This is a genomic window from Pseudomonas alcaligenes (assembly GCF_014490745.1).
GTDB classification, from domain to species: domain Bacteria; phylum Pseudomonadota; class Gammaproteobacteria; order Pseudomonadales; family Pseudomonadaceae; genus Aquipseudomonas; species Aquipseudomonas alcaligenes_C.
The window spans coordinates 1,696,223-1,708,888 of the sequence record NZ_LZEU01000001.1; the positions used below are offsets into that span (position 1 = coordinate 1,696,223).

The 12,666-nt window shown below is 67.6% G+C and carries 11 protein-coding genes and 2 tRNA genes; 10 read left to right on the top strand and 3 right to left on the bottom strand.

The features are described 5' to 3' along the window. Positions 1–94 precede the first annotated feature (94 nt). Together A9179_RS07580 and A9179_RS07585 are read left to right on the top strand one after the other, a co-directional pair. Positions 95–170, top strand: a tRNA-Val gene (locus A9179_RS07580). 20 nt (positions 171–190) lie between these two features. Then, positions 191–267: transfer RNA gene (locus A9179_RS07585), tRNA-Asp, on the top strand. Positions 268–502: 235 nt separating this feature from the next. On the opposite strand, the gene A9179_RS07590 is transcribed toward A9179_RS07585, so the two are convergent. Together A9179_RS07590 and A9179_RS07595 are read right to left on the bottom strand one after the other, a co-directional pair. Then, complete coding sequence (locus tag A9179_RS07590; protein ID WP_187805215.1) at positions 503–1,543, bottom strand: AraC family transcriptional regulator; 1,041 nt, start codon at positions 1,541–1,543, stop codon at positions 503–505. Continuing rightward, entirely contained in the window at positions 1,540–2,451 is a 912-nt protein-coding gene (locus tag A9179_RS07595) for a hydrolase (RefSeq protein WP_187805216.1), read from the bottom strand. The genes A9179_RS07590 and A9179_RS07595 overlap by 4 nt, the downstream gene beginning before the upstream one ends. Before the next feature lie 206 nt (positions 2,452–2,657). Between A9179_RS07595 and A9179_RS07600 the strand changes: the two genes are divergently transcribed. The 5 genes from A9179_RS07600 (at position 2,658) to A9179_RS07620 (ending at position 8,859) form a co-directional block, all read left to right on the top strand. Next, entirely contained in the window at positions 2,658–4,691 is a 2,034-nt protein-coding gene (locus A9179_RS07600) for an NADPH-dependent 2,4-dienoyl-CoA reductase (protein WP_187805217.1), read from the top strand. 70 nt (positions 4,692–4,761) lie between these two features. Next, complete coding sequence (locus A9179_RS07605) at positions 4,762–5,193, top strand: nuclear transport factor 2 family protein (RefSeq protein WP_187805218.1); 432 nt, start codon at positions 4,762–4,764, stop codon at positions 5,191–5,193. A 208-nt stretch (positions 5,194–5,401) separates the two neighbouring features. Continuing rightward, entirely contained in the window at positions 5,402–6,766 is a 1,365-nt protein-coding gene (locus A9179_RS07610; protein ID WP_187805219.1) for a chromosome partitioning protein ParA, read from the top strand. Further along, on the top strand, positions 6,766–7,704 hold the full coding sequence (locus A9179_RS07615; RefSeq protein WP_187805220.1) for a 1-aminocyclopropane-1-carboxylate deaminase/D-cysteine desulfhydrase: 939 nt from the start codon (positions 6,766–6,768) through the stop codon (positions 7,702–7,704). The genes A9179_RS07610 and A9179_RS07615 overlap by 1 nt, the downstream gene beginning before the upstream one ends. A 45-nt stretch (positions 7,705–7,749) precedes the next feature. Then, positions 7,750–8,859 carry a cyclic nucleotide-binding domain-containing protein gene (locus A9179_RS07620; RefSeq protein WP_187805221.1) on the top strand — a complete coding sequence of 370 codons (1,110 nt, stop codon included), beginning with the start codon at positions 7,750–7,752 and terminating at the stop codon, positions 8,857–8,859. A 12-nt stretch (positions 8,860–8,871) separates the two neighbouring features. On the opposite strand, the gene A9179_RS07625 is transcribed toward A9179_RS07620, so the two are convergent. Then, a complete protein-coding gene (locus tag A9179_RS07625) occupies positions 8,872–9,837 on the bottom strand; it encodes a DUF1853 family protein (RefSeq protein WP_262410550.1) in 966 nt (321 codons plus the stop codon). Positions 9,838–9,915: 78 nt separating this feature from the next. Here A9179_RS07625 and A9179_RS07630 point away from each other — a divergent pair, with 78 nt between their 5' ends. Genes A9179_RS07630 through A9179_RS07640 form a run of 3 tightly spaced genes read left to right on the top strand, consistent with a single transcriptional unit; the run spans position 9,916 to position 12,639 of the window. Further along, positions 9,916–10,803 (top strand): NAD(+) kinase, encoded by an 888-nt coding sequence (locus A9179_RS07630; protein ID WP_187805223.1) that lies wholly within the window; start codon positions 9,916–9,918, stop codon positions 10,801–10,803. 1 nt (position 10,804) lies between these two features. Beyond that, positions 10,805–11,779, top strand: coding sequence for a metallophosphoesterase (locus tag A9179_RS07635; protein WP_187805224.1), 975 nt, complete (start codon positions 10,805–10,807; stop codon positions 11,777–11,779). Next, positions 11,776–12,639 carry a rhomboid family intramembrane serine protease gene (locus tag A9179_RS07640; protein ID WP_187805225.1) on the top strand — a complete coding sequence of 288 codons (864 nt, stop codon included), beginning with the start codon at positions 11,776–11,778 and terminating at the stop codon, positions 12,637–12,639. Before A9179_RS07635 ends, A9179_RS07640 begins: the two co-directional genes overlap by 4 nt. Positions 12,640–12,666: the final 27 nt, after the last annotated feature.

The following is a 12,666-nucleotide window of genomic DNA, read 5'->3' on the forward strand; positions in this document are numbered from 1 at the left end:
GCCTGGAAAAACTGCTTTTTTGAAAAAAACTTCAAGCAGGGTGTTGACTTAGGTGAGTCGGGTGCGTAAATTTCGCCACCTCGCAAGGCTACTCGGGTGATTAGCTCAGCCGGGAGAGCATCTGCCTTACAAGCAGAGGGTCGGCGGTTCGATCCCGTCATCACCCACCAGCCCTTGTGAGAACCGACGCGCAGCGGTAGTTCAGTCGGTTAGAATACCGGCCTGTCACGCCGGGGGTCGCGGGTTCGAGTCCCGTCCGCTGCGCCATATTAGAGAAGCCCTCAGCTCGCAAGAGCTGGGGGTTTTTCGCATCTGGCGGAAAAAAATTTCTACGTCATCGCTTTGTCATCGGGAATCTTCAGGCTGTTGGCATGGTCTTTGTTTAGGCCATACCGTCAAGACAGGAGGAAGTCCAATGGATGACTACGTAGAAGAGCTGCTGGAATACCATGCGGTCGAACACGATCCAGCCGAACCGGCCGAAGACGCCACCGAGCTGTGATCACCCGGCCTGCTGGCGCTGGCTGCGGCGAAACTCCCCGGGAGTCTGCCCGCTCCAGCGCTTGAAGGCGCGCTGAAAGGCTTCCGCCGAAGCGAAGCCGAGCAAATAGGCAATCTCGCCGAACGCCAGTTCGGTATCCCTGATGTAAGCCATCGCCAAGTCGCGCCGGGTATCGTTGAGAATCGCCCGGTACTGCGTCCCTTCTTCCGCCAGCTTGCGCCGCAGCGTCCACACCGGCAGCTGCAGGCGTGCCGCCACTTCTTCCAGATCCGGCTCCCGGCCGTGCAGCAAGGGCCCGAGCAGACGGGCGATGCGTTCGCGCAGGCTGCGCGTGCGCGTCAGCTGTTCCAGTTCCTGGTTGCATAGCGCCAGCAGCTGTTGCCAGGTGCTGGGGCAATGGCCCAGGCCGCGACGGGCCAGGGTCGGCTGGTCAAGGCGCAGCTGGTTGGCGCCGGCGGAGAACTCCACCGGGCAGCCGAACAGCTCGCCGTAGCGCTCGGCATAGGGCGGCGCGGGGAATTCGATCTCGACCTTCTCCGGGCGCAGCGGCTGCCCGCCGAGCTGGCTCAGGTGGCTGTACCAGCCGGCCAGCACCGAGTCGACCACGAAGCGGTTGTAGGCGTTGTACGGGCTGATCGAATAGAAACGCAGCCAGGCGCCCTTGCTGTCCTCATGGAAGCTCGACTGGCCGCGGTAGTTGTGGGCATACAGCGGTTCGAAGCGGGTCAGGGTGCGCGCTGCTTCGCGCAGGGTCGGGGCCTGGGCGGCGGTGACGCCGGTCAGGCCGAGCTGGCCGAGCTGGCTCAGGCGGCCCATGGCCAGGCCCAGGGCCGGGTCGCCACAGAGCTGGATGGCCGCGTGGCCGAGGCGCATGTAGCGCGGAATCGACAGGCGTCCCTGTGGCTCGCTGAGGCGTGCGGCGTCCAGGCCGAACTGCTGGAGCAGGCTGTCGCCGTCCTGACCGGCTTCGTGCAGGGCGTCGACCAGGCTGTGGATGAAGCCCACCGAGAGATCGCCAAGGCGCACCCGTGGCGTTTTCATGCCGGATCCAGCCACAGGTTGAGCAGTTGGCTGCCGGCGCCTTCGCCGCTGTGCGAAGTGGCGCCCGGAGTCGGCTCGATGCTGGACAGCGGCAGGCGCCACAGGCGGCCGCGCAGGAACAGTTGTAGGCCGCGTGGCGAGCCGGTGGGCGTCAGGTACAGGCCGCTGCCGGGGCTGCGCACTACTTCCAGGCTGCCGTCTGCCAGCGGCAGCTGGTAGCTGTGGCTGCTGCTGGCAGCTTCCGGCCAGGGGGCGCTGTAGGGCTCGCCCAGCGGCTGGCCGTGGGCATCGAAGACCAGGCCGAACTCGTGCAGCGGGCCGTCGCCGACGTGAATCCGGCCGTCCACCAGGCTGGGCTGGGGCAGCAGCAACGAGCCGGCCAGCAGAGTGACCCGGTACTCGCGGGCCAGGCCGGCGAACAGCTGCTGGTAGTCCTGGGCCAATTGCGTGGCCTTGTCGCGCAGCAGTGCTTCGTCCAGGTCGCGGCCCTGCAGATGGCCGCCGAGCAGCAGCCAGGGGTGGCTGAGGCCCAGGCGCAGGTTGGCTTCGTCCAGCGAGCGGGCGGCATAGACTTCAGCCTTCTCGCCCTGCAGCAGCAGCCAGGTGCCGATCTGATCCGGCAGGGCGACCACCGTACGCTCGCCCAGCAGGCCGAGGTCGCGCGCCTTGTTCAGGCTGGCGGCCAGTTTCAGGCGCAGGGCGGCGGGGCTGCGGTAGTCGCTGGGGTAGAGCTGCGGGCGGATGCCCAGCAGGTTGCCGTGGTGGCCGGCCGGGGCCGGCGGGCCGACCAGTTCGCTGCGCAGGTCGCTGAGGTAGTGCGGCCTGTCGCGTTGCGCAGTCCACCAGGCGTAGCCGGCGAGGCTGGCGGCCAGCAGCAGGAGGGGCAGGGAGAGCAGCAGCTTGCGCATGAGGAATGGGTCTGGGGTTGGGATGGTCAGGGTAGGGAAGGTGGCGGCCGTTGCCAAGCCAGCCTGCTATTTTTGATCAATAAGTTGTTAGTTTCGATCATTGAGCGGCGTTGGATGGCTCTTTATCGTCTGCCCCATAAACCGAGCACGGTTCCGATGAGACCGCGCCATCCCGTGAATTGCACACGCCTGTTCTGGAGAACTCCATGACCGCTCAGTACCCACACCTGCTGGCCCCCCTCGATCTCGGCTTCACCACCCTGAAGAACCGCACCCTGATGGGCTCCATGCACACCGGCCTGGAAGAGAAGCCGGGTGGCTTCGAGCGCATGGCGGCCTACTTCGCCGAGCGTGCCCGGGGTGGCGTCGGCCTAATGGTCACCGGCGGTATCGGCCCGAACGAGGAAGGCGGTGTGTACTCCGGCGCGGCCAAGCTGACCACCGTCGAGGAAGCCGAGAAGCACAAGATCGTCACCAAGGCGGTGCACGAAGCAGGCGGCAAGATCGCCATGCAGATCCTGCATGCCGGCCGCTATGCCTACAGCCCGAAATCGGTAGCGCCGAGCGCCATCCAGGCGCCGATCAACCCGTTCAAGCCGCGCGAGCTGGACGAGGAAGGCATCGAGAAGCAGATCCAGGACTTCATCAACTGCTCCGTGCTGGCCCAGCAGGCCGAGTACGACGGCGTCGAGATCATGGGTTCCGAAGGCTACTTCATCAACCAGTTCCTCGCCGCCCACACCAACCAGCGTACCGACCGCTGGGGCGGCAGCTACGAGAACCGCATGCGCCTGCCGGTGGAGATCGTGCGCCGCGTGCGTGAGGCCGTAGGCCCGAATTTCATCATCATCTATCGCCTGTCGATGCTCGACCTGGTGGAAGGCGGCAGCACCTGGGACGAGATCGTCCTGCTGGCCAAGGCCATCGAGAAGGCTGGCGCCACCCTTATCAACACCGGTATCGGCTGGCACGAAGCGCGTATCCCGACCATTGCCACCAAGGTGCCGCGCGCGGCCTTCACCAAGGTCACCGCCAAGCTCAAGGGCGAAGTGTCGATCCCGCTGATCACCACCAACCGCATCAACACCCCGGAAGTGGCCGAGCAGGTACTGGCCGAGGGCGACGCCGACATGGTGTCCATGGCCCGCCCGTTCCTCGCCGACCCGGACTTCGTCAACAAGGCCGCTGCCGGCCGCGCCGACGAGATCAACACCTGCATCGGCTGCAACCAGGCCTGCCTGGATCACACCTTCGGCGGCAAGCTGACCAGCTGCCTGGTCAACCCGCGTGCCTGCCACGAGACCGAGCTGAACTACATCCCCACCACCACCGTGAAGAAGATCGCCGTGGTCGGTGCCGGCCCGGCGGGCCTGTCCGCCGCCACCGTGGCGGCCGAGCGTGGCCATAGCGTGACCCTGTTCGATGCCTCCGCCGAGATCGGCGGCCAGTTCAACGTGGCCAAGCGCGTGCCGGGCAAGGAAGAGTTCTACGAGACCCTGCGCTACTTCAAGAAGAAGGTCGAGACCACTGGCGTCGACCTGCGCCTGAACACCCGCGTCAGCGTCGACGACCTGGCCAAGGGCGGCTTCGACGAGATCATCCTGGCTACCGGTATCGCCCCGCGTACCCCGGCCATCGAAGGCATCGACAACGCCAAGGTGATCAGCTACCTGGACGCCATCCTGCAGCGCAAGCCGGTCGGCCAGAAGGTCGCGGTGATCGGCGCCGGCGGTATCGGCTTCGACGTCTCCGAGTTCATCACCCATGCCGGCGAGGCCACCAGCCAGAACCGCGACGCGTTCTGGAAGGAGTGGGGCATCGACGGCGCTCTGGAAGCCCGTGGCGGCATCGCCGGGATCAAGGCCGAAGTGCACCCGGCGGCGCGCGAGGTGTTCCTGCTGCAGCGCAAGAAAACCAAGGTCGGCGACGGCCTGGGCAAGACCACCGGCTGGATCCATCGCACCGGTCTGAAGAACAAGAATGTGCAGATGCTCAACAGCGTCGAATACCTGAAGGTGGACGACCAGGGCCTGCATATCCGCATCGGCGAAGGCGAGCCGCAGCTGCTGCCGGTCGACACCGTGATCGTCTGCGCCGGCCAGGATCCGCTGCGCGAGCTGCACGAGGGCCTGGTGGCCGCCGGGCAGAGCGTGCACCTGATCGGCGGCGCCGACGTGGCGGCCGAGCTGGATGCCAAACGAGCGATCAACCAGGGCTCGCGCCTCGCCGCCGAGCTGTAAGCAGTCGACGCAACGCCCCGCCTAGTGCGGGGCGTTTGCTTTATGGCCCGATAACAACAAGGAGAAGCCGATGTCCCTCGATGCTCAATTGCACCCCGCCGCAGCTGCCGCCCTGCAGCGCTGGCACCAGTTCATCGCCGCCCAGGATCTGCGCCAGCTCCCCGAGCTGCTGCACCCCGAGGCGGTATTCCGCTCGCCCATGGCGCACACCCCGTACCCGGGGGCGCCGGCGGTCAACCTGATCCTCAATACCGTGCTGCAGGTGTTCCAGGACTTCGCCTACCACCGCGAACTGGCCAGCGCCGATGGCCTCAGCGTGGTGCTGGAGTTCTCGGCTCGCGTTGGCGAGCGCGAGCTCAAGGGCATCGACATGATCCGCTTCGATGAGGCCGGCAAGATCGTCGAGTTTGAAGTCATGGTGCGTCCCATGAGTGGCCTGCAGGCCCTTGGCGAGGAGATGGGTCGGCGTCTGGCGCCACTGCTGGCGGCCCGTAAGGGCTGATTCACCCAACCCCATCACAGTTTCGCCGCACCGTCTGTCCGCCGCTTCTTTGCGGCGGATGACTGCCAACCCAATCACACTGCCCGCTGCGCTTTTTCCCCTAGACTTGCTCGGAACAGAGGGCTGGCTCCGCCCCCGGTGCGCTTTCGGCACCCGCGATCAGGCCACCGTCCCACGCGCTATACCCGTGCCGGCCCGGAGGAAGAACATGAGCATGCAGAACAAACCGCAGATGGTCGAGGCCGTGCTGTTCTTCAACGAGCGCGGGATCTGCAAGGAAATGCTGTTTCCCGAGTTCGAGGCTCTGCTCGACGGTGTGGTCAACATGCCCGAGTACGCCGACGAACAGATGCGCATGGCCTACGTGCTGATCAACCCGCGCCTGCTGGTGCGTGCCGCCGTATTCTTCTACCTCGACTTCGACGAAAAGGGTGCTGCCGACTCCGGCTGGAACCTGCCGTTGCGCCACCTGGCCGACAACGCCGGGCGCGGCCCCGATCTCGGTGCCGGGCCGATTCGCCTGGCCTGCCGCAGCCAGTGCCCGGTGTCCTGGCACCAGATGCACCTGTGGGATCCGAGCCTGGCACCGGGCAAGAACGACCTGGCGGTGCTGCGCGATACGATCAAGCGCAACCAGATGGGCCTGCTGGTGGTCGAGGACGCTCCGGCCGTGCTGCCCGAGCGCCTGCAGATCGCCGCCGAGGAAAAATGGCAGGCCCCCGACCCGGCGCGCGAGGCGTCCGAGAAGCTGGCCGAGCAGAAGGAACAGGAACACCGCCTGAAGACCGCCCAGCTGATCAAGCAGCAGCGCCTGCGCATCAGCACCCTGGGTACCCAGCACGCCGAGGAGCTGGGTCGCCTCAAGCTGGCCATGGAAGAGCGTCAACGCGCGCTGCAGACGGAGATCCACAACCTGCACCAGGCCCTGCGCCAGCAGGAAGAGCTGAACACCAGCCTCAAGCAGCAGCTGGACGAACAGGTCGACAACTTCCAGAGCACCCGCGAGGAAATGTCCCAGCAGCTGCGTGCCCTGGAGCGCCACGGGCGCACCGAGGCGGATATCCTGCGCACCCAGTTCGGCGGCGAGCTGCAGGCCAAGGTGGCGGCGGCGGTGGCCGAGTACAAGGAGCAGGTGGCCATTCGTGATGTCGAGCTGGCCTACCGGGCCGAGCAGGAAACCCAGCTGCAGCAGGAGCTGGCGCGTCTCAAGCACGAGCGCGACGAGCTGGCCGGGCAGGGCGGCGAACAGATCCTCGAGCGCCTGTCCAAGCTCGGCGTGGTGTTCGTGGTCTACCATCCGGGCGCCGGTCACCTGACCATCCCGCTGCAGGACATCGCCCGCTACCAGGACAACCCGATGAGCTACGCCGCGGCCAAGTGTTTCGTCTCCGAAACCCAGTATCGCCAGTGGCTCGGTCACTACCAGCAGCCCACCTGCGAGGCCAGCCTGCCGTCCGGCGAGCGTTGCGCCATGCCCATCGACCGGGTGGAAACCCCCAGCCGCTTCGTGGTCGGCGATTCCAACTGCTGCGCCCGGCACAAGGCCGGCAGCCGCCTGCGTACCGTCAGCTAGTGGCGCTGCAGGTTCCCGCCTGGAGCCCGCTTGCCCCGCTACAGCCGCTGCACCTGGACTGGCTGGCCGCTGCCGGGGTCGAGGTGGCGGTGCTGCGCCTGGATCTGCTCGATCCGCTGATCTCCGGCAACAAGTGGTTCAAGCTGCAACCTTACCTGCAGGCGGCCGCTGCTGCCGGCGCCGAGGGCCTGATCAGCCTGGGCGGCGCCCACTCCAATCACCTGCATGCCCTGGCTGCCGCCGGTCAGCGCTTTGGTTTCGCCACGGCCGGCCTGCTGCGCGGCGAGCCGCAGGACACCCCGACCATCCGCGATCTGCAGGACTTTGGCATGCAGCTGCACTGGCTCGGCTATGGCGGCTACCGCGCCCGTCATCAGGCGGATTTCTGGCGGCCCTGGGGCGAGCGCTACCCGCAGCTGTATCCGGTGCCTGAGGGTGGTAGCGGGCTGGCCGCGGCGCGGGCCTGCATGGCCATCGCTGGGCAGGCCGAGGTGCAGCTGGCCGCGCTTGGCTGGCATGGCCACGATGGCTGGTGGCTGGCCGCCGGTACCGGCACTACCCTGGCCGGGCTGGTGCTGGCCGAAGCCGGGCGCCGTCCGGTGTACGGGGCGCTGGCGGTACCGCCCGGGCATGGCGTGGAAAGTAACCTGAGCGCCCTGCTGCAAGAGGCGGGTTGCGCCAATGCAGGCTATAGATTGGTGGAGGCGGCGCGCGGCGGTTTTGCGCGCCTGGATGACGAACTGGCCGGCTTCGTCACCGCCAGCGAGGCGCAGGCGGGGCTGCCGCTGGAGCCGGTCTACACCGGCAAGGCGCTGCTGGCATTGCGCGCCGAGGTGCAGGCCGGTTACTTTGCCAGGGGCACGCGCCTGCTGCTGGTGCACACCGGTGGCCTGCAGGGGCGCCGGGCCATGGCCGCGAGCCGGCAGACCCGGGCCTGAGCCCGGGCGGAGTTGCCAACAAGAATGATGCAAGGACTGGTTTCGATGATCGAGCCGCTGAACCCCGAACAGTTGCGCAGTTTCACGCCGCTCAACGTGCTTTCCGAACAGCAGTGGCGCGAGCTGCGCAGCCAGCTGGTGCCCCAGCCGCTACTGGCGGGGCAACTGCTGTTTCGTCAGGGGGATCAGGCGCGTAGCACCTACTACCTGCTCTCCGGCGAGCTGCTGCTGCGCAGTGCCGATGGCCAGGAGGAACGCCTGCAGGCCGGCACCGCCGCCAGTTGCCATCCGCTTTCGCCGAGCCTGCCGCGCCTGCACGAGGCGCGGGCGCTGAGCGATGTCAGCGTGCTGATGCTCGACAGCGCCACCCTCAGCCGCCTGCTGACCTGGCGCCTGGCCTATCAGGATCTGCTGCTGCAGCTGGGTGGCAAGGGCGAGGATGTCGAGTGGCTGGAGCGCCTGCTGGAGAACCCGCTGTTCGCCAAGGTGCCGCCGGCCAATGTCGAGGCCATGCTCGAACGCCTGCACCCGATCGATCTGCCGGCCGGCAGCCGGATTCTGCAGGAAGGCGAGAGCGGCGACTGCTGCTACTTCCTCAAGAGCGGCCGCGCCGAGGTGTTCCGCGGTGGCGAAGGCTCGCGCCAGGTGCTGGCCGAACTGGAAGTCGGCGCCTGTTTCGGCGAGGAGGCGCTGCTCTCCGATCAGCCGCGCAACGCCACCGTGACGCTGATCGAGCCGGGCGTGGTGCTGCGCCTGGATCGTCAGGATTTCTTCGCCCTGCTCAAGGCGCCGGTGGTCGACGAGGTGTCTTTCGGTGAGGCCGCGCGCCTGTTGTCCGGCGGTGCGCAGTGGCTGGACGTGCGCCTGCAGGACGAGTACGAGCGCTCCCACGCCCAGCAGACCCTGAACATGCCGCTGCACCTGTTGCGGCTGAAGACCCGCCTGCTGGACAAGGGCAAGACCTACCTGTGCTACTGCGACAGCGGCAAGCGCAGCGCCAGTGCGGTGTTCCTCCTGTCGCAGCTGGGCTTCACCGCCTATGCCCTGCGCGAGGGCCTGGATGCCTTGCCGGCCATCCAGCGCGACGGCCTGCTCTGCGAAAGCGGGCCGGGCTACCTGGCGCGTACCGGCGGGCGTACCGAACGCAGCCACTGAGGCCTGCGGCTCTTACTGCGCCTCGTCGTCGACGGGATGCGGCGGGGCCTGCAGCGGCCAGTGGTCGCTGACCAGGAACAGCCGCTCGCATTCCTGCCAATCCCCCTCTCTGTCAGGCTCCAGGCGCACCAGCAGCTGGGCCGGCGCGTCGCCGGGCAGCTGCTGCAGCCAGGTGTCGAACTGTTGCTTCGTCCATAGCTGGTCGGCGCTCAGGCGCGCCGGTGCCAGCCAGGCCCGGCGCGCCAGCGGCAACCAGCAGGCGCCGGCCTGCAAGGCCTGGCGTTGAGCCCAGGCGCGGCGCGGCAACCAATGGCCGCGCAGGTGCTGCGGGTGGGCATCGGCTGGCGCCGCGCAATCCTGCGGCCAGGGGTGGAACAGGTAGCCGCCGAGCCAAAGGCTGGCCCTAGGCGCCTGCTGCGTCTGCTCGGCGATCTGCGCCGCCGCGGCTGGGCTGGCCGACAATGGCAGCTGATGCTGCAGCAGGTGTTGCAGCTTGCGCCCCAGGCGATCCTCGCTGGCCGGCCCCAGCCAGTGCTGCGGATCGCCGCCGGGCAGGCTGGTCGGGCCCAGGTAGAGCTTGATCGCCAGCTCCAGGTGGTGCACGCCCTGGTCATCGCGCAGCAGCAGATCCAGTTCGCCGAGGGTGTGGCCCTGTTCGCGGATCGGCAGGTTGGCGGCCAGCAGCTCGACATCCGGCGCTTGCTCCAGGGCGTATTGCCAGAGGCGCTCGTAGTAGCGGCCGAGGCGCCGCGAGCCGTTGGCGAGAAACTGCTGCAGGGCGCTGCTGTCCTGTTCCTGCTGCTGCAGCCAGGCCAGCAGGCGCTCGGGGTCGCTGGCCCAGCGGCTGGCCGTCAGCGGGTGGCGCAGCGGCAGGTTGCCCTGCAGTAGCGGCGGCGACAGCAGCGCCCAGGCCAGGTCGCGCACCTGGGGGTGGCGCAGTTCGGCGAGGCTGGGCTGGAGTGGCGGCAGGCGGTTCATGGGGCGAGCATAGCCGGTTTGCTGCTGTTGCCGGCTTTCGCCCATAATTCGGCCATTACTCCCGTCGCAGAGCGCCCCATGGAGCAGTTTCGCAATATCGGCATCATCGGCCGCCTGGGCAGCGCCCAGGTACTCGATACCATCCGCCGCCTGAAGAAATTCCTGATCGAGCGTCACCTGCACGTGATCCTCGAAGACACCATCGCCGAGGTGCTGCCCGGTCACGGTCTGCAGACCTGCTCGCGCAAGATCCTCGGTGAGGTCTGCGACCTGGTCATAGTGGTCGGCGGCGATGGCAGCATTCTCGGTGCCGCGCGCGCCTTGGCCGGCCAGCGGATTCCGGTGCTGGGGGTCAACCGCGGCAGCCTGGGCTTCCTCACCGACATCAAGCCGGACGAGCTGGAAGTGAAGGTGGCCGAGGTGCTGGAAGGGCGCTTCCTCGAGGAGAGCCGCTTCCTGCTGGAGGCCGAAGTGCGCCGCCACGGCGAGGCGATCGGCCAGGGCGATGCGCTCAACGACGTGGTGCTGCACCCAGGCAAGTCGACCAAGATGATCGAATTCGAGCTGTTCATCGACGGCCACTTCGTCTGCAGCCAGAAGGCCGACGGCCTGATCGTCGCCACGCCCACCGGCTCCACCGCCTATTCGCTGTCCGCCGGCGGGCCGATCATGCACCCCAAGCTGGACGCCATCGTCATCGTGCCGATGTACCCGCACACCCTGTCCAGCCGACCGATAGTGGTGGACGGCAACAGCGAGCTGAAGATCGTGGTGGCCGACGACCTGCCGATCTACCCGCTGGTGTCCTGCGACGGCCAGAACCACTTCACTTGCGCCCCCGGCGACACCATCACGGTGGCCAAGAAACCGCAGAAACTGCGCCTGATCCACCCGCTCGACCACAACTACTACGAGGCCTGCCGCACCAAGCTCGGCTGGGGCGGCCGCCAGTGGAGCCACGACTGAGATGCTCCTCGACAGCGAGCGCAGCTACGACCTGATCGGCGACGTGCACGGTTGCGCACGCAGTCTGGCGCGCTTGCTGGAGCAGATGGGCTATCGCCGTGAGGCCGGCGTGTGGCGTCATCCGCGGCGCATGGCGTTGTTCCTTGGCGACATCATCGACCGTGGCCCGCGTATCCGCGAGGCCCTGCACCTGGTGCACGAGATGGTCGAGGCCGGCCAGGCCCTGTGCATCATGGGCAACCACGAGTACAACGCCCTCGGCTGGTACACCGAGGCGCCGGCAGACAGCCCGCGCCAGTACGTGCGCGAGCGCACGCCGCGGCACGAGCGCCTGCTGCAGCAGACCTTCCGCCAGTTCGACGGGCATGCCGGCGACTGGCGCGACTTCCTCGCCTGGTTCCAGCAGCTGCCGCTGTTCATCGATGCCGGGCGTTTCCGCCTGGTGCATGCCTGCTGGGACAAGCCGCTGATTGCCCAGCTCAAGAGCCAGTTCGCCGATGGCCGGGTCGACGAGGCGTTCGTCAGAGCCTCGGCGGTGCCCGGCAGCTTCGCCAACCGGGTGTTCGAGCGCCTGCTGCGCGGCACCGACATGCGCCTGCCGCAGGGCCTGACCCTGACCAGCGAAGAGGGCTTCACCCGCGCCTATTTCCGCACCAAGTTCTGGGAGGACGATCCGCAGACCTACGGTGACGTGGTGTTCCAGCCCGATGCCCTGCCCGAGAGCGTGGCCAGCCTGCCGCTGACCCCGACCGACAAGGGCCGCCTGCTGCAGTACGGCGCGGACGAGCCGATGCTGTTCGTCGGCCACTACTGGCGCCGTGGCCGCCCGGCACCGATCCGCGCCAACCTGGCCTGCCTGGACTACAGCGCGGTGATGTACGGCAAGCTGGTGGCCTATCGCCTGGACGACGAACAGCAGATCGATCCGGGCAAGTTCGTCTGGGTCGAGGTGGAGCGTCCCGAGGCGCCGCAATGAGTGCGGTAGCGGCCCTGCGTCGGCCGCTGCAGGAGGATCTGAGCGGCTTCGTCGGCCTGCTGCGCCACCTGCAGGTGCCGCACCGGGTCAGCGAGGAGCGCGGCGAGCAGGTGCTGTGGGTGTCGGCCGAGCCGGTGGCCGAGCAGGTGCGCGAGCTGTATCTGCGCTATCCGCAGGGCGACATGGCAGCCGAGCTGCTGCCGGCCCCAGCGCCGTCGGCGGCAGCTGGCGCCCTGCAGCAGCTGACGACCAGCCCGACTACTTCGCTGGTGCTCATCCTGGCGCTGCTGGTGGCGCTGTTCACCCGCCTGGGCGACGACTATGGAGCGCTGCGCTGGCTGACCTTCCAGGACTTTCGTGTCGACGCCAGTTACATCTACTTCAGCCCCTGGCTGGAGGGCCTGCACAATGGTCAGTGGTGGCGCCTGGTCAGTCCGGCGCTGATCCACTTCGGCGTCCTGCACCTGGCGATGAACGGCATGTGGTACTGGGAGCTGGGCCGGCGCATCGAGGCGCGCCAGGGCGGTCTGCAGTTGCTGGGGTTGAGCCTGCTGATCGCGCTGCTTTCCAACCTGGCGCAGTTCTGGTTCAGCGGGCCGTCGCTGTTCGGCGGCCTGTCCGGCGTGCTCTACGGCCTGCTCGGCTACTGCTGGATCTTCCAGCTGCTGGCGCCGACCCCGGCCTATCGCCTGCCGCGCGGCGTGCTGGGAATGATGCTGGTGTGGCTGCTGGTGTGCCTGTCCGGCGTCATCGATACCCTGGGCTTCGGTTCCATCGCCAATGCGGCGCATGTCAGCGGCCTGCTGGCCGGCTGCGCCACCGGCCTGCTGGGCGGTGCACTGGCGCGCGTGCGCCGGTAAACTGGCCGCCTGTTCGAGTTTTTAGCT